The 18,379-nt window shown below is 36.9% G+C and carries 15 protein-coding genes; 13 read left to right on the top strand and 2 right to left on the bottom strand.

All coding sequences use genetic code 11. From position 1 onward, the window contains the following. The first annotated feature begins 217 nt into the window (after positions 1-217). The 9 genes from pyrR to FN756_RS09555 all read left to right on the top strand — a co-directional run bounded on the left by pyrR (position 218) and on the right by FN756_RS09555 (position 10,697). Complete coding sequence (gene pyrR / locus FN756_RS09595; RefSeq protein ID WP_142603716.1) at positions 218-760, top strand: bifunctional pyr operon transcriptional regulator/uracil phosphoribosyltransferase PyrR; 543 nt, start codon at positions 218-220, stop codon at positions 758-760. Positions 761-849: 89 nt separating this feature from the next. Then, positions 850-1,782: an aspartate carbamoyltransferase catalytic subunit gene (locus FN756_RS09590; RefSeq protein WP_142603714.1), complete on the top strand. Its 933-nt coding sequence runs from the start codon at positions 850-852 to the stop codon at positions 1,780-1,782. A gap of 210 nt (positions 1,783-1,992) precedes the next feature. Then, the gene (locus FN756_RS09585; protein ID WP_142603712.1) at positions 1,993-5,034 is read left to right on the top strand and encodes a tetratricopeptide repeat protein; all 3,042 of its coding nucleotides are present in this window, start codon (positions 1,993-1,995) and stop codon (positions 5,032-5,034) included. A 5-nt stretch (positions 5,035-5,039) separates the two neighbouring features. Continuing rightward, a complete protein-coding gene (locus FN756_RS09580; RefSeq protein WP_142603710.1) occupies positions 5,040-6,668 on the top strand; it encodes a TonB-dependent receptor in 1,629 nt (542 codons plus the stop codon). A gap of 7 nt (positions 6,669-6,675) precedes the next feature. Next, entirely contained in the window at positions 6,676-7,257 is a 582-nt protein-coding gene (locus FN756_RS09575; RefSeq protein WP_142603708.1) for an HU domain-containing protein, read from the top strand. 19 nt (positions 7,258-7,276) lie between these two features. Then, complete coding sequence (locus FN756_RS09570; protein ID WP_142603706.1) at positions 7,277-7,984, top strand: MotA/TolQ/ExbB proton channel family protein; 708 nt, start codon at positions 7,277-7,279, stop codon at positions 7,982-7,984. Then, positions 7,981-8,376, top strand: coding sequence for an ExbD/TolR family protein (locus FN756_RS09565; RefSeq protein ID WP_142603705.1), 396 nt, complete (start codon positions 7,981-7,983; stop codon positions 8,374-8,376). Before FN756_RS09570 ends, FN756_RS09565 begins: the two co-directional genes overlap by 4 nt. Positions 8,377-8,462: 86 nt before the next feature. After that, entirely contained in the window at positions 8,463-9,311 is an 849-nt protein-coding gene (locus tag FN756_RS09560) for an energy transducer TonB (RefSeq protein ID WP_142603703.1), read from the top strand. Between the two features lie 144 nt (positions 9,312-9,455). Further along, positions 9,456-10,697: a bifunctional folylpolyglutamate synthase/dihydrofolate synthase gene (locus tag FN756_RS09555; protein WP_142603701.1), complete on the top strand. Its 1,242-nt coding sequence runs from the start codon at positions 9,456-9,458 to the stop codon at positions 10,695-10,697. Positions 10,698-10,761: 64 nt separating this feature from the next. Here FN756_RS09555 and FN756_RS09550 read toward each other — a convergent pair whose 3' ends face one another. Continuing rightward, entirely contained in the window at positions 10,762-10,950 is a 189-nt protein-coding gene (locus FN756_RS09550; protein WP_142603699.1) for a cold-shock protein, read from the bottom strand. Positions 10,951-11,119: 169 nt separating this feature from the next. Then, on the bottom strand, positions 11,120-12,604 hold the full coding sequence (locus tag FN756_RS09545) for an APC family permease (protein ID WP_142603698.1): 1,485 nt from the start codon (positions 12,602-12,604) through the stop codon (positions 11,120-11,122). A 212-nt stretch (positions 12,605-12,816) separates the two neighbouring features. On the opposite strand from FN756_RS09545, the gene FN756_RS09540 reads away from it, so the two are divergent. The 4 genes from FN756_RS09540 (at position 12,817) to FN756_RS09525 (ending at position 18,369) form a co-directional block, all read left to right on the top strand. Next, positions 12,817-15,081, top strand: coding sequence for a sodium-translocating pyrophosphatase (locus FN756_RS09540; protein WP_142603696.1), 2,265 nt, complete (start codon positions 12,817-12,819; stop codon positions 15,079-15,081). 119 nt (positions 15,082-15,200) lie between these two features. Beyond that, positions 15,201-16,883 carry an amino acid permease gene (locus FN756_RS09535; protein ID WP_142603695.1) on the top strand — a complete coding sequence of 561 codons (1,683 nt, stop codon included), beginning with the start codon at positions 15,201-15,203 and terminating at the stop codon, positions 16,881-16,883. 114 nt (positions 16,884-16,997) lie between these two features. Then, positions 16,998-17,564 carry a MarC family protein gene (locus FN756_RS09530; protein ID WP_142603693.1) on the top strand — a complete coding sequence of 189 codons (567 nt, stop codon included), beginning with the start codon at positions 16,998-17,000 and terminating at the stop codon, positions 17,562-17,564. Positions 17,565-17,646: 82 nt separating this feature from the next. After that, the gene (locus FN756_RS09525) at positions 17,647-18,369 is read left to right on the top strand and encodes a YebC/PmpR family DNA-binding transcriptional regulator (protein ID WP_142603690.1); all 723 of its coding nucleotides are present in this window, start codon (positions 17,647-17,649) and stop codon (positions 18,367-18,369) included. The last annotated feature ends 10 nt before the right edge of the window (positions 18,370-18,379 follow it).

Below are 18,379 nucleotides of genomic sequence, written 5' to 3'. Positions count from 1 at the left end.
ACGATCTCTGAGCTACATTACTTTTTTGACCACACATGAAATAAATTTTGCTCATCACCACTTCGTCTGATATTACAATTATTATTTTTTCTGTTTTCATAATATTGCAAAAACACATATTTATAGTATTTATTATAAGCACAGTATAAGCATTTAAAGATTCGGCATTTACACCGTTGATACTTTTTACTATATTTGCCCAATTTAAATCTATTCAATGCTACACAAACAATTGCTAAGCAGTCCGAAGTTCGAATTAACCATTAAACGTCTATGCTATCAATTGATCGAAAACCACAACGATTTTTCTGATTCAGTAATCATTGGCTTACAGCCCCGAGGCATTTACTTGGCCTCATGCATTCAAAAAGAATTGCAAAACATACTTCCTAAGTCAACCATAAATTGTGGTTTTTTAGATATTACCTTCTTCCGGGATGATTTTAGAAGACGCGAATCGCCTCTGGTTCCTAACAGCACCCGAATCGACTTCATTATCGAAGGGAAAAATGTAATTATAGTAGATGATGTATTATTCACCGGTCGTACCATACGATCAGGAATGGATGCCATGCTGGCTTACGGTCGCCCTAAAACGGTGGAATTACTGGTATTAGTTGACAGACGTTTCTCGCGCGAAATTCCTATTGAACCTGATTACATCGGCATGCAGGTTGACTCCATCGCTTCACAAAATGTGCGCGTGAGCTGGAAAGAATCAGAAGGCGAAAATAAAGTGGAATTGATCACCAATAAATAAAAAGTTTATGAACAAAGATTAAAGAAACAAAGTTCAAAGACATACTGCTCTTTCCTCTTTCATCTTTTATCTTTTATCTGAATAAAAAAATGCAAAACTTAAGCACCCGACACTTACTTGGAATCAAAGATCTTACCGAAAACGACATCCAATTAATACTCGAGACTGCCGACAATTTTAAGGAAATTATCAATCGTCCTATTAAAAAAGTTCCTTCATTACGCGATGTAACTATTGCCAACATATTCTTCGAAAACTCTACGCGTACTAAGCTCTCGTTTGAACTTGCTCAAAAACGACTTTCGGCCGATATCATCAATTTTGCAGCGTCTTCTTCATCAGTAAGCAAAGGAGAAACACTGATCGATACAGTGAATAATATTCTTGCCATGAAAGTAGATATGATTGTGATGCGCCACCCCTATCCAGGCGCCGGCATCTTCCTTTCCAAACATATCAACGCTCAGATCGTCAACGCCGGAGATGGCGCACATGAACACCCGACTCAAGCGCTTTTAGATGCATTCTCCATCCGCCAAAAATATGGTGATGTTGCTGGCAAGAAAGTGGTTATTGTAGGGGATATTTTGCACTCCCGGGTAGCGCTATCCAACATCCTTTGTTTGCAAAAATTAGGTGCCGAAGTCATGGTTTGCGGACCTACAACCTTAATGCCTCGTTATATCAAAGATTTGGGTGTTAAGGTGGAGCATAACCTGCTGAAAGCACTCAATTGGTGTGATGTAGCCAACATGCTGCGCATCCAATTGGAACGTTTTGATATTAAATACTTCCCAAGCATCCGCGAATACTCGATGATGTACGGACTCAACAAACAAATTCTTGATTCTCTCGACAAAGAAATCATTGTAATGCACCCCGGGCCTATTAATCGCGGCGTGGAAATCACCTCTGACGTAGCGGACTCTAAACAATCTGTTATACTTGAGCAGGTTGAAAATGGCGTGGCAGTTCGTATGGCTGTTATGTACTTACTTGCTAGTCAAAACCAGGTTGGTTAGGCAATTGGAAAAGGTTAAAATTGAATTATTAACTATGCTAAACAATTTTAACCTTTGGTCAAACCTTCCAATTATCTAGTTATCAAATCTAAACGAGCGTCGTAATTCTTCATTTTGTTTTCCACAACTGTGAGTAATTCGAAAACTTTTTAGTTTCACGATTACAATAAATTTACGTTTAGAACATTCTATATAAAAGTCATCATCAATATGATAAAAAAACAAACTACTCTTACGCTCGCACTTTTGCTTCTCACACTAACTACATATGCTCAGCAAACGGCTTATTACACAGTAAATTCAACATATCGTAAGGCTATAGAATTATTTTTCAGTCAGAAGTATGCTTCTGCCAATGAATTATTTCGCCAGGTATATACTGAAAACAATGCTACCCGAAATAATACGCATGATGAAAGTTCAATTTCTCTTGCAAAAATTGATGCCCGATACTATGCCGCAGTATGTGCCTTGGAGCTAAATAATAACAATGCTGAAAGTGAGTTATTAAGTTTTATTAACAATTACCCGGAGAATCCAAATGCCAAAGCAGCTAATTTCCAGATTGGAAGGGTTTATTATAAAAAAGAAAATTACAGCGAAGCCCTTAATTGGTTTTCAAAAGTTGATGACATTGACCTTAATGAAACTGACCGTACGGAATACAACTTTAAAGTAGGTTACTGCAATTTTGTTCAAAAAGATTATGCAAAAGCCCAAAATAATTTTACAAAAGTAAAAAACACAACTAATAAGTTTAGTGAAGATGCTACTTACTATTTTGGCCATATTGCATACTTAAATAAAGATTATAAAACGGCTTTAGATAATCTGAATAAAGTAAAAAACTCAACGAAATATGCTGAGGTTTATCAGTATTATTCAGCACAGATTTTCTTAATTCAGGGTCGCTACGATGATGTAATTTTGTTTACTGAACCGATTATACGTCAAGGAAAATCAAAATATATCCCTCAGTTAAACAAAATTGCCGGAGCTGCTTATTTTAACAAAGCGGATTATGTAACGGCTGCTAAGTATTTTGATACCTATCTTCAAAACACCAAGGCCACAAGTTCACAAACAACCCAAGATACCTATCAAATTGGTTTTACTTTTTATAAAATCAAGGAATACGACAAAGCAACCGCTCAATTAGAGCGATTAATTGATGCAGATGATGTATATGGCCAATACGGAATGTTGACATTGGGCCAGTGTTTTCTCATTAAAAAGAATAAAATAAATGCAAGAGCGGCTTTTCAGCGTGGTTCCAACATGACCTATGATGATGCTGTGAGAGAAGAAGCTTTATTAGCTTATGCCAAACTTGCTTATGAAACCAATTTTGCTCAGCAAGGACTTGGAGCTACACGAGAGTTTGTAACTAAATATCCACGTTCAAAAAATATAGATGAAGCAAAAACCTTGTTGGGTGAAATCCTGCTCTCATCAAAAAATTATAAAGATGCCCTGGAGATTCTTGAAACGGTAAAGAAGCGTAAAGAAAACTCCGATTTACTTTATCAAAAAGTTGCCTATTATCGGGGAGTTGAGGTTTTTAATGCGCACGATTATGCATATGCCGTACAACTGTTCGAAAAATCATTAAACTATCCTGTTGATGGAAAAATTGAAATGCTATCTATTTTCTGGAAAGCGGAGTCAATGTTTGAACTTAAAAATTATGATGAAGCCATCTCTTTATACAATGAATTCTTTTCTTACCCTAATATAGTAGGATTACCAATCTATAAATCGGCTAATTATAGCATGGCTTACGCCTATTTTGAAAAAGGTGATTATAGCAAAGCTGCTGAATATTTCGAACGCTACTCGGCAAGTGCCAATACAGAGATGAAGATGCTTAATGATGCGCTGTTACGTTTAGGAGACAGTTATTTTGTATTGAAAGCATACGACAAAGCGCTTACGAATTATAATAAGATTATAATTGCTGGTGCAGCAGGAGCCGATTATGCAACCTTCCAAAAAGCAATGATTCAAGGAGTGCAGAATAAGCTAAACGAAAAAGTATATTCATTAAAAACACTTCAAGAACTTTATCCTAACTCATCTTATATTGATGACGCACAGTATGAAATGGCTTACGCTCATTTTACCTTAAATAATACCGAGCTGGCTAAACAAGAATTTAATGAATTGATTAAGCGTTTCCCGAACAGCAGTTATGTTCCTAAATCGTTGTTAAATATCGCTTTAGTCTACTACAATACTGAGGACGATAATAACGCATTGACCGCTTATAAAAATGTAGTAGCTAAATATCCAGACTCTCCTGAAGCAAAAGAAGCTGTGTTAGCGATCAAAAACATTTACGTTGGCAAAGGAAACGCAAGTGAATTTATTGCCTACACTAAAAATACTCCCGGAGCATCACTTAGCGCGAGCGTTCAGGACTCTATTAGTTTTGAAGCAGCCAACAATCTATATTTAAAAGGCAAGTGCGATCAAAGCATTCCAGCTTTTGAAAGCTATCTCAAAGAGTTCCCGGCAGGGTATTTTATCAACGAGGCACATTTCTATCATGCAGAGTGTTTGCTAAAGCAAAAACGTAGTGATGATGCACTTCCAGACTACCAATACCTAGTTTATCGCTCAAATGGAATGTTTACTGAACGTTCTTTGGTTAATGCATCAAAAATTTTGATGAGCCAAAACAAATACGAAGAAGCGATTCCTTATTTAAAACGTTTGGAAGACAATGCTGATTATAAAGCCAATTACGGTTTTGCCGTTGCCGGTTTGATGCGTGCAAATAGCAGTGTGGCTAATGCTGATTCTACCTTATATTATGCCAAAAAGGTGATTGCGTTTGAAAAAATGCCACAAGATGAAGTAAATACAGCATATCTATTCTCAGGTAAATCCTATTTAGCATTGAGAGATACATCAAATGCCATGAAATCATTAGGAAATGTATCAACGAATACTAAGTCAGTTGCAGCTGCTGAAGCAAAGTACTTAACTGGAGTTATTCAATTCAACAAGGGTCAATATAAAACATCGCAGAAAACCTGTTTTGAGGTAATTGACAATCTTTCTAATCATGACTACTGGGTAGCTAAATCTTTCATCTTATTGGCCGATAATTATATCAAACTTGGCGACGTATTTCAGGCAAAAAGTACTTTACAAAGTATAATTGATAATTACAGCGACAATGATGATGTATTACCTACTGCTAAAAGTAAACTGGCTGAAATAAACGCTCTAACCAAACAGAATTAATTATCATGACAAGCAACAAAAAACTACATATTACTTTGCTTAGTCTGCTCCTATTGGCAGGATCAGAAGCTTTTGCACAAAAAAAACTGGAGGAAGAAATTGATGTGGTGCGTCCGTATAAACCAGTTTTGGGCGATGCTATAAAGATTCGTAAAAACCCTGATTTTAACGATGATAAGACTGAAAAACCAACATTACAATATAATATTGCCGACAAACAATACAATCAAAATGGGAATGTAAATAAAGTAGATCCTCAAAAGATCAAGTCGGAAGGCGATGCTGTGTTACCTCTTTTCTATGCTAAACTCGGATTAGGAAATGTTTCCGGCATATTGGGTGAAGCTTATTTCAATAGCGCTCAGTCACCTACCGAACAATATGGTTTTTATTATCAAAACTATTCTGCTAAAGGAAGCCTGGAAAATCAGGATATGAGTAGAAATAATGTTGGTTTATTTGGTAAGTTTCTTTCCAAAACAATCACTACAACAGCAAACATCAATTTTAAACAAAACAACACATATTTCTACGGATATAACAATCTAGACACCAGCTTTAGTCGGTCATCAGTTCTACACAAGATGAATAACTTTAACGGAGAAGTTGAACTCAGCAATAATGAGCAGGGCAATGCTGATGCCCTTACCTATGCCTTTAAACTGGGCGGATACACCTTTAAAGACAATTACACTGCAAGTGAAAACAATCTTTTGTTAAATACTTTATTAGCTAAAACCTTTAATAGAATCTCTGGAAATCTGGTAGTAAACTTCGACTTTAACAATTATAAAGATTCATTGAAGATCAAAAATAACTTCACCCGAATTGTCCCTACGGTGGTTTTTAACCGTGAAAACTACTATATAAAAGCGGGTTTCAATTTGGTAGCTCAGTTTGGAACCGAAAGTAAATTCAATGCCTTTCCAACCGTGTTTGCTGAATACCATCTTATTCCTAAATACTTGAACATGTTTGGAGGCTTTAATGGTGATGTAAGAAAAAATACGTTAAAAGACTTTTCTCATAACAATGGCTTTTTAAGTCAAAATATTCAGGTATTAAATTCAACGGAAAGAATGAAATTATTTGGAGGTTTGGAAGGAACCATTGTAAATGGCTTGGGCTTCAAAACTCAATTTGTGTACAGCGACATCGACAACCTACCTTTCTTTGTGAATAATGATCAGGATATTAAAAAGTTTGAAGTAGTTTATGCGGGAAATCATAGTAAACAAAGCACATTAACCGCCGAGTTCAACTATACTGCATCTGATCGTTTTAAATTAGGGTTAGAAGGTATTTATAATAATTATGACCTCAACGGATTGGATAAAGCATGGTATGCGCCTAAATTTAAGCTGAATACTTCATCTATTGTTAATGTAAATAAGCAATTATCTTTTTCAGCTGATCTTTTCTATTCAGGTGAACAATTTGCCCGTTTAGATGAGAACACATCTACTACCTTGAAAGGCTATACCGATTTAAACCTAGGTTTTAATTATCGCTTTCATAAAAACTTCGGTGTATTTACCAACGCTAATAATATTTTAGGTAACAATTATGATTTGTTCCTCAACTATCCAAGCTACGGTTTTAACTTTATCGCCGGGATTAGCGCAACCTTTTAAGTAAAACATGGAAACATTAAAATATTTAATTGACTCCTTTTCAACGTCTGACCAGGTTATAGTACCTGACTTAGGTTGTTTTTTTGTAAGTCGACATGAGCTTAATCATGATAAAGGTGCAGGAATTGTAGTTCCTCCTTACATTTCAGTGCTTTTTAATCCGTACATAGCAAATAATGATGGTGTATTGGAGCGATATATTTCAAAGGAAAAAAATATTACGCTTGAATCTGCAGCCAATGATTTACAAAAGTTTATCCTTAAAATTAAACATGAATTAAATCATAAAGGTGAATTCGAAATACCAAGAATTGGCAAATTAAGGACTGACAAAACGGGTAATATAACTTTTACTCAACAAGAAAATTCATTCATTAACCGAAGTTCATTTGGATTAACATCTGTTCCTGCAAAAATACATCCGCAGGATAGAGCACAAATGGCCATTGAACAAAAAATAAAGCGTAACTCTGGCGAAAAAGAAGAAAGTAGTGTTTTAAAATGGTTGTTTATATCTTTGGCGATCATTATTATTACTTCACTCGCCCTATTATTAGCCTTCCAGTATTATTACAACAGTAAGTTTTAACGTTAACTCAAAATAAACTATGCTATTATTGCAGATTAGTGAACCCGTAAACCAATTAGCCGATACCGCACATCAGGTAGCTGTTCAAGCAGTAAATCAACAACCACAAAGTCTTAACCTTATTGATTTGTTATCAAAAGGAGGATGGGTAATGATTCCGCTTGCTATACTTTTATTTTTAGCCTTTTACATCTTTTTTGAACGCTATTTTACGATCAGAAAAGCAGGAAAAAGCGAAACTTCTATCATGTTTCAAATTCGTCAATATGTGTTGGCCGGCAATCTAGAGGCAGCTTCTACCGTTTGTAAAAATAGTAACACTCCTATTGGACGTATGTTGGCAAAAGGATTAGCCCGTATCGGCAAGCCTATTAAAGAAATTGAAGGGGCCATCGAAAACGTAGGTAAACTAGAAGTATCAAAACTTGAAAAAAACACCAACATTCTTGGAATCATAGCAGGGGTTGCTCCTATGTTAGGTTTTGTGGGAACTATTTCAGGCGTTATCCGCATTTTCTACAACATCTCACAAGCCGGTGAAATTAATATTGGTTTGGTTTCAGGAGGTCTATATGAAAAGATGATTACTTCGGCTACCGGTTTAATTATTGGTATTTTTGCATATATCGGACATCACATTTTATCAATGATGGTTGATAAGATAATTTTGAAGATGGAAACTGATGCGATTGATTTTATTGACCTGTTAGAAGAACCGACACGATGAATTTAAGAAGAAGACATAAAATAGGTGCAGAAGTTAATACTTCGTCATTGAATGATATCATGTTCTTTCTGCTCCTATTCTTCCTGCTTGCTTCAACCCTGGTTGCTCCTCATGTTATTAAAGTAACATTACCCAAAGCATCCACCGGACAAAGCGTTCCAAAGAAGAATGTAAGCGTTTCTGTAAACAGAGAAGGGCAATATTTTATTGAAAAAACTCTTGTTACAGAACAACAACTTAATGAAGAATTAAAGAGTTACCAAGGAAAAGCAGAAGAAGTTACGGTGATTATTAATGCTGACTCTGCTGCAATGGTACAACCTTTCGTTAACGTAATGGATATTGCCAGTCGCTATAAATTAAAACTGGTAGTAGCTGCACAAAAGAAATGATTGAATAAAGGAATGATTGAAGGATTGAATAAATCTTTTATCATTCTTTAATTCTATCATTCTCACATTCACTCATTTTTTAAAACATGGCAATCGCTCAACATAAAGAAGAAGAAGATAACTCAGGAAAAGCTTTTTTGTTCACGACGTTATTATACGTGTTCCTGATTGCTCTTTGTTTTCTTTTTCGTATCACTAATCCGTACACTCCTGAAGACTCGGAGGGGGGTATTGTAGTTAATTATGGCACTTCTGATGTGGGGATGGGCGATGATTTTACAAGCGTAGAAGAACCATCTGTTGATCCTAATGCCAACGGAAAACAGCCTAAAGAACGAGTAGAAGAAACAACTCCTACAAAATCGAATTCTTCACAGAATGAAAAAGCATTAATTACTCAAGATGATCCGGAAGCTCCGGAACTAAAAACAGCGGTAAACAAAACTGTTAAAGTCAAAACTGAAACTCCGGTTACTACCCCTCCCAAAACTGAAACTCCAAAAGAGCAACCTCATATAGCCGATCCGAATGCTTTATATAAAGGCAAAAAGAACACCGGAGTTGGCACTGGGGATGGCACTGGCACCGAACCCGGTAATCAGGGTAAAACGACTGGAGACCCTAACTCTAACAGTTATTCAGGAACAGGAACCGGTGGCGGAGGAATTGCATTAAATCTATCAGGCAGAAAATTCATTAGCAGACCTACTATTGAAGACAATGGACAGACTGCAGGTAAGGTAGCTGTAGAGATTGTGGTTGATCGTAATGGAAACATTTCGAGTGCGAAGGCAGGAGCTCGGGGTACAACCATATCAAATGTTGCCCTATGGAAAAAATGCGAAATTGCAATAATGAATTGTAAACTTAACGCGATTAGTACCGGCCCAGACACTCAGGTAGGAATGGTCGTAATTACGTTCAGATTAGAATAAAAAAAGAAAAGGCAATAGATGGTTTATTCAATTCTATTGCCTTTTCACTTTTCACTTTCAAACCGGCTTGTTACTTTTGTTAATCTAAAGCCATCCGCATTGAATTACCAACAAACATTAGAGTATCTTTTTAGTCATCTGCCTATGTTTCATAGGGTTGGTGTAAAAGCGTACAAAGCCGATCTTCATAACATCTTAGCAATTAGCGAAGTACTTGATCATCCTGACAGAAAATTCAAAACTATACATATTGCAGGTACCAATGGAAAAGGTTCTACCTCACACATGCTGGCCGCTATTTTACAAGAAGCCGGTTATAAAACCGGGCTCTACACATCTCCTCATCTGAAAGATTTTCGTGAACGGATTCGGATAAACGGACAAATGATTCCCGAAAAAAAAGTCACTAATTTCGTAGCAAAACACAGAAACGATTTTGCCAAAATAGAGCCCTCTTTTTTTGAGATGAGTGTAGGCTTGGCCTTTGATTATTTTGCAGAAAAACAAGTTGATATTGCTATAATTGAAACGGGTTTAGGAGGAAGACTAGACTCCACCAATATCATTACTCCCCTGCTTTCCGTTATAACCAATATTGGATTTGACCATATGGCTATTTTAGGAAATACACTCGAAAAAATAGCTCATGAGAAAGCCGGAATCATAAAACCGAATATTCCAGTAGTAATTGGACAATACAACACTGAAACAGCTCCTGTTTTCATTCAAAAAGCAAAAGAATGTGATTCGGAAATTCATTTTGCTTCTGAAGAATATGAAGTGGAGTATTCAGAACTAAAAAATGGATACCTAAACCTCAATATTGATCGCTTTAATAAAGACATCTTAAAAAATTTAGAACTTGATCTGACAGGCATTTATCAAAAGAAAAATATTTGTACTGTACTCTGTGCTGTTCATCAATTGATTGAACAAGGTTTTAAGATTGACGAAAAAACTATCCGTTCTGCCTTAAAAAAAGTCAAAGAATCTACCGGATTAATGGGCCGTTGGTACACAATTTTAACCCATCCGTTAACCATTTGCGATACAGGACATAATGAAGATGGAATTACGGAAGTAGTTAAACAGATTCAGCAAACTCCGCATGAACATTTACATATGGTTTTTGGGATGGTAAAAGATAAAGACATTAACCATGTTTTAGAGCTATTACCCAAAAATGCTACCTATTATTTCTGTAAAGCGGATATTCCGAGAGGTATGGATGCAGAGGAACTCAGCACACTTGCCCGTGAGCACGGATTAAAAGGAATTCTATTCTCTTCTGTTAAGGATGCCTTAAAAGCTGCACAAACAGCCGCTCAAGCCCATGATTTGGTATTTGTTGGTGGCAGTACATTTGTAGTGGCTGAAGTCGTTTAAAAACAAAATGGGAGTTTGTTTTATCAACAACCTCCCATTAAAGCAAAAAAACACTAAATATATCTTAAGCTAACCTTACGTCCACTGCATTTAATCCTTTTTTGCCTTGGGCAACTTCGTAAGTTACATCGTCATTCTCACGAACTTTGTCGATAAGACCTGTAACGTGAACGAAGATCTCGTTGCCTTCGTCGCCTTTAATAAATCCATAACCCTTAGACTCATTAAAAAATTTAACTTTTCCTGTTTTCATTATTAATTATTAAAAATTGAACATTTTAGGTAGAATCATTAAAAAGTAAATGGCTAACCTGTTTTAATTTGGAAAAGTCGGTTTTACTATTTCAATCAATTCAAAAAGGAAACTTTAACCACCTGTTAAAGTGACCGAGCAATAAAAATAAAAAAAATATTTAATTTTCTTAATTTTTCTTTGAAAGATAATAAACCGGAATTCCGGTCAATACTATTGCTAATCCTATAAAGCTGGTTTGAGGCTTCACAACTAATAAATCAATACAAATTGAACCTGCTAAAAGGATATATAATGCCGGTAAAACCGGATAACCAAAGGCTTTATAAGGCCTTTCTGCATTAGGTTGTTTTTTACGCAATATAAAAATTCCTGCTATGGTTAACGAGTAGAAAATCAGTACTGCAAAAATTACATAATCAAGTAGCTCATTGTATTTTCCTGAAAAACATAGAACAGAGGCCCATACCCCTTGAATAATCAATCCGAAGGCAGGAACCCCTTTATCATTTAAAGTCTCAGCCTGTTTAAAGAATAAACGATCCTTAGCCATTGCATAATACAAGCGCGATCCAGCCATAATAAGTCCATTGTTACATCCAAAAGTGGAAACCATAATCAGAACAGCCATAATAATAACGGCTGCACTACCGAAAATAATTTCTGCTCCGGCAGTAGCTACCCGATCATTAGTGGCGAACATAATTCCTCTTGATAGTACATCGGTACCTGCAGGATTTCCATTTACCGGCAATAAGGCTAAATAAGCCACATTCGCTAAAATATACAATACCGTTACGATCAGCGTTCCGAAAAATAAACTCAACGGAATATTACGTTTCGGATTTTTCACTTCCCCGGCAGTATAGGTAATGTTATTCCAGGCATCTGATGAGAATAATGAGCCTACCAAAGCCCCCCCGATCGCACCAATTAACGACCATCCTGAAAGTTTTACTACTTCCAATATGGAACTATGCTTATCGGTTATCGTTTGGAATGGCGTAGCAAAGAAATTAGAAAAATTAAAATGGAACGCATCAGAATTTAAACCGAAAGCAAGACCCAAAACAATTAGTCCTAATAAAGAAACGATTTTTGCCACTGTAAAAACACCTTGAATTATTTTAGCATTTTTAACCCCATAAAGATTTATAAAAGTTAACAATGCTATCAGTGCAACCCCTAAAAACTGTTGACTGGATAATGCTAATCTACCCAAATGGAACACTGGATTATCATTAATTAAATCAGGCAATAGAACACCAGTATATTTGGCAAACGCAATAGCAACAGCGGCAATAGTTCCGGTTTGAATAACTGCAAACGTTGTCCAGCCGAAAAGAAATCCAATTAGCTTATTATAGGCTTCTCGTAAATACACATATTGACCACCGGCCTTTGGCATCATTCCGGCCAACTCTCCGTAACTTAATGCTGCCATAAGGGTAATTACACCTGTTAAAAGCCAAACGAAGAGAATCCAAAAAGGTGAGCCCAACAAACGTGAAATATCACTGGTTACAATAAAAATACCCGAACCTATCATTGACCCCACCACAATCATGGTAGAATCAAACAGTCCAAGTTCACGCTTCAAACCTGTTTCCTCTAAAAGAATTGGATTTGAAGATTCAGTCAAAGTTTGATCCATAAAATTAAATTAGGTTGATTAAACCGCAATGTATAAAATTAAAATTAAGCAGTAGCAAAAAACACCCGCTTATATCAAGGATTTATGAACCAATCGATTTAGTTACATTAAACATCAAATACAAGTATTACTTCACTTCATAAAATTTATTTGAATATTAACTTCTCTAAAAGTATTTTAGGCGTTAGAGATATTAAATCAATAGAAAATTTATGAACTTTTTTTACAACAATTTAATTTACATGATTCCGCTTTTTGGCATTGTGGGATTGATATCAATGGCTGCTAAAAGAGCCTGGGTAGCAAAACAAGATGCCGGAGATGCAAACATGATCGAGCTATCGGGACACATTGCGGATGGAGCAATGGCATTTCTTCGTGCTGAATGGAAAATACTTAGTTATTATGCCATCATAGCCGGTGTGTTATTGGGTTTTTCAGGAACAATGAAAGGGACGGCTGAGCATCCTGTTCACTCTAGTCCTATCATTGCAATTGCTTTTTTAATTGGTGCTGTATTTTCAGCTACTGCTGGTTACATCGGAATGAAAGTAGCAACAAAAGCAAACGTACGTACCACACAAGCGGCACGTACAAGTTTGGCAAAAGCCCTCAAAGTTTCATTTACCGGAGGTTCTGTAATGGGACTAGGGGTAGCTGGCCTGGCAATATTAGGTTTAGGAAGTTTATTCATTGTTTTCTATAAATATTTCGTTCCTGCAGGTGCTTCAATTACCGGTGTTGAAATGAGAACAGCCATTGAAGTACTGACAGGTTTCTCTTTAGGCTCTGAATCGATAGCATTGTTCGCTCGTGTTGGTGGAGGTATCTATACTAAAGCTGCCGATGTAGGTGCCGATTTAGTTGGAAAAGTAGAAGCCGGAATTCCAGAAGATGACGTGCGTAACCCTGCCACTATTGCAGATAACGTAGGTGATAACGTAGGTGATGTTGCAGGTATGGGGGCCGATCTTTTCGGTTCATATGTAGCAACCATGCTTGCCACTATGGTTTTAGGCCAGGAGATAGATTCTAAGGATCATTTTGGTGGCATTGCCCCTATCCTGCTGCCGATGTTGATTGCCGGTATTGGTTTGATATTCTCTATCGTAGGAACCTGGTTTGTACGCATCAAAAATGAAACGGATAGTGTACAAAAAGCCTTGAACCTGGGTAACTGGTCATCGATAATTTTTACCGCCATCGTTTCCTATTTTGCGGTACATTTTCTTTTACCGGAAACAATGGTACTAAGAGGCACACAAGCTTTCACTCCTCACGATGTGTATATGTCCATCATTGTTGGACTGGTTGTAGGTACATTAATGAGTCTCATCACTGAATACTATACCGCAATGGGCAGAGGCCCGGTTAATTCAATTGTTCAGCAATCATCAACTGGTCATGCCACAAATATTATCGGAGGCTTGGCTGTTGGTATGCAATCGACTGTTATGCCCATCATTGTTTTAGCTGCAGGTATATACGGTTCCTATTATTTCGCAGGCTTATACGGTGTATCGATCGCCGCAGCGGGAATGATGGCTACAACAGCTATGCAACTTTCAATTGATGCATTCGGCCCGATTGCTGATAACGCCGGTGGTATAGCAGAGATGAGTGGTTTACCTAAAGAAGTTCGCGGCCGTACTGATAATTTAGATGCTGTAGGAAACACTACCGCTGCAACAGGTAAAGGTTTCGCAATTGCTTCTGCAGCCTTAACATCATTAGCCTTATTTGCAGCTTTTGTTGGGGTGGCCGGTATTCATACAATTGATATCTACAAGGCCGACGTTTTAGCCGGTTTATTTATCGGAGGAATGATTCCGTTTATCTTCTCTTCTCTTTGTATATCAGCCGTAGGAAGAGCGGCGATGGCCATGGTTCAGGAAGTTCGTCGTCAGTTCCGTGAAATCCCTGGCATCATGGAGCACAAAGCTCAACCTGAATACGAAAAATGCGTAGCCATCTCTACTGAAGCTTCGATTCGTGAAATGATTCTTCCTGGCGCCATTGCGCTAATTGTTCCGGTTATTATTGGTTTTATTTTCGGACCGGAAGTATTGGGAGGAACGCTGGCAGGTGTAACAGTTTCGGGAGTATTAATGGGCATGTTCCAAAGTAATGCGGGTGGAGCCTGGGACAATGCTAAAAAATCATTTGAAAAAGGTGTAAATATAAATGGAGAGATGTTTTACAAAGGCTCTGAACCTCATAAGGCATCCGTAACCGGTGATACTGTAGGTGATCCTTTCAAAGACACATCAGGTCCATCAATGAACATCCTTATTAAATTGATGTCGATTGTTTCATTAGTCATTGCTCCGCATATTGCATCAAAAGGCAGCAACATGGAAACGCAATCTAATCAGGTTAAAATTCGTAAAGAACTCAAAATTAGAACTATTGACTCAGCTGGCATAACCAAAACTGATACTGTAAGTTTTAAGCAGGACACAACAACAACCAAATAATCTTTCGAGAATTACCAAAAAAGGAATCTTTTATTAGGATTCCTTTTTTGGTTTCTGCGAAATTTAATTAGGTTTGAAAAATTAACCTTTAATTCAATTATAGCAACTTTTTACTAATCATGAAGTTTAGAAAACCATTAGAAGCCCTTCTTAGTGAGGCCAATGCGGTCGGAGAACACTCTCTGAAACGTACCTTAACAAGCTATCACCTGGTAGCTTTAGGTATTGGTGCCATCATTGGTGCTGGATTATTTTCAATTACAGGAGGAGCTGCAGCAAATAACGCAGGACCAGCTATTACCATTTCATTTGTTATTGCAGCTATTGGTTGCGCGTTTGCGGGTTTATGTTATGCTGAGTTTGCTTCCATGATACCGGTAGCAGGTAGTGCCTACACGTATTCGTATGCTACTATGGGTGAGTTTATTGCTTGGGTAATTGGATGGGACCTTGTGCTTGAATATGCTGTAGGAGCGGCAACAGTTTCTATTAGTTGGAGCAGGTATTTGGTTAAATTCCTTGATTATTATAATATCCATTTACCAGCCTCAATGACAATGTCGCCATTTGATACAGCTTCACTTGCGGATGGATCAATAGTTACCGGATTTGTAAACTTCCCAGCTGTTTTCATTGTAGTAGTAATGTCTTTAATCTTAATAAAAGGAACAAAAGAATCTGCTACAGTAAATGGTATAATAGTTCTATTGAAAGTTTCCGTTGTCTTAATCTTTATTGCACTGGGTTGGGCCTACATCAAAACGGAGAATTACACTCCTTATGTACCTCATAACGCCGGAACATTTGGTGAATTTGGATTTAGCGGAATCGTACGTGCTGCAGCAATTGTATTCTTTGCCTACATAGGTTTTGACGCAGTATCAACGGCTGCACAAGAAGCTAAAAACCCGAAACGTGATATGCCAATTGGTATTTTGGTTTCTCTCCTAATCTGCACAGTGCTTTATATCTTATTTGCACATGTAATGACTGGTGTGACTAGCTACCTATCATTTAAAGGCCAGGATGGTATTGCCCCGGTAGCGGTAGCAATTGATCATATGGGAACCAAAAATTCAGCAGGTATAATTGAACCAGCATTCCCATGGTTAAACAAAGCCATCATTTTAGCCATTTTGGCTGGATATTCTTCAGTAATACTGGTGATGTTAATGGGACAATCACGCGTATTCTTCTCTATGAGTAAAGATGGTTTAGTTCCGAAAGTATTTTCTGACGTAAGCACCAGGTTCCGTACTCCATCAAAAAACAACTTGTTATTCATGTTATTTGTGAGTTTGTTCGCGGCTTTTGTTCCTGCACGTGTTGTTGGTGAAATGACCAGTATCGGAACTTTATTCGCGTTCATTTTGGTTTGCATAGGTATTATTGTAATGCGTAAAAAAATGCCTGATGCTCCACGTTCATTTAAAACGCCATTAGTTCCATTGATTCCTATTTTAGGCGTAGCAACTTGTTTATTTATGATGGTATTCCTACCATTAGATACCTGGATCCGTTTAATTGTATGGATGATAATTGGTGTAAACGTTTACTTATCATTTGGAATGAAAAACAGTGTTTTGTCGGATAATAAAATTGAAACACTAAACACATCCAACAAAACTGTTTCATGGATAGGACTTGCACTTGCGGTATTATTAATTGGTGTAGCTATTACTCATCGCCTGACAGCGACAAGTGATGATACGGTTCTCTACTCATTCTCATTAATATTTGCTATTGTACATATAGTATTCTATTTATACAGAGCATTAGCATTTAAGCCAACAGCAAAATAATTAAGAAAACTAACTAATAGAAAAGGCTTCGAGATCGGAGCCTTTTTCTATTAGTTAAAATCCTATCAATAATAATTTTAGTTATTCCGTTATCTTTGCCACACAAATTTATTTATGGAAATATCTATCAAAGAAATCATCTCTGTGACAATGATCCTGTTTGCGATCATTGATATTTTAGGCTCTATACCAGTTGTTATTGAACTTCGTAATCGAGTTGGCCACATCGAATCCGAAAAAGCCAGCATGGTTGCCATGATATTGATGATTCTTTTTCTTTTTGTAGGACAACAGTTATTAAATATTATTGGGGTTGATGTAAAATCTTTTGCGATTGCCGGTTCATTGGTAATCTTTTTTATTGCGATGGAGATGGTCTTGGGAATTCATTTTTTTAAAGATCAATTGCCCGAAACTGCTTCTATTGTTCCTCTGGCATTTCCGTTAATTGCCGGAGCAGGAACAATGACTACTCTACTTTCCCTTAAATCTGAATATCAAACTATAAATATCATTATTGGTATTGTTATCAATATGATGTTTGTTTATTTCGTGCTCAAGAATGTAAAAAGACTTGAAGCATTATTAGGGAAAGCCGGTGTTGAAATATTACGTAAAGCTTTTGGTGTTATTTTATTAGCTATCGCGATAAAATTATTTAGAAGTAATACCGGCCTCTAGAATACAAGTATTAAAATTTTGAAAATTGTGGGGTTTCAGTAATTTTGAAATCTTAAAACAAAAGTAAAAGCTACATATAATAATGGGAAGAGCATTTGAAGCAAGAAAAGCAGGCAAGATGAAACGTTGGGGAAAAATGGCGAAGCTGTTTACCCGTATCGGAAAAGATATTGTAATTGCTGTTAAAGCCGGCGGACCTAACCCTGACTCGAATGCACGTTTGCGCGTAATTATGCAAAATGCAAAAGGTGCAAACATGCCTAAAGATCGTATTGAAGCAGCCATTAAACGTGCTACTGACAAAGATACTTCTAACTACGAGGAAATCGTTTATGAAGGTTACGGACCTCATAAGGTTGCCATTTTAGTGGAAACCTCTACCGACAACATCAATCGTACTGTTGGAAACGTAAGAAGTTATATCACTCGTTCAGGTGGAAGTTTGGGAACTTCAGGTTTATTAAACTTTATTTTTGAACGCAAAGCCGTATTCCGTGTGGCTGCTGAAGGTCAGGATGTTGAAGAATTAGAATTCGAGCTCATTGACTTTGGTGCTGAAGAAGTTTTCCTGGATGAAAACGAGATTACCATCACTACAGAATTTGAAGATTTTGGTAAGATGCAAAAAGCATTGGAAGAAAAAGGATTGAATATCATCAGTTCTGAATTTGAGCGTTTCGTAACTACTTTTAAAGAAGTTACTCCTGAACAAGAAGCTGAAGTTCAAAAATTGATCGACAAACTTGAAGAAGATGATGATGTGAATGCTGTGTATCACAACATGGCACCACGCGATGAAGCATAAATTTACAACC

Source organism: Solitalea koreensis (assembly GCF_900182575.1).
Classification (GTDB): domain Bacteria; phylum Bacteroidota; class Bacteroidia; order Sphingobacteriales; family Sphingobacteriaceae; genus Solitalea; species Solitalea koreensis.
The sequence above is the reverse complement of the archived record's forward strand: the minus strand, read 5'-3'. Positions and strand labels throughout refer to the sequence as shown.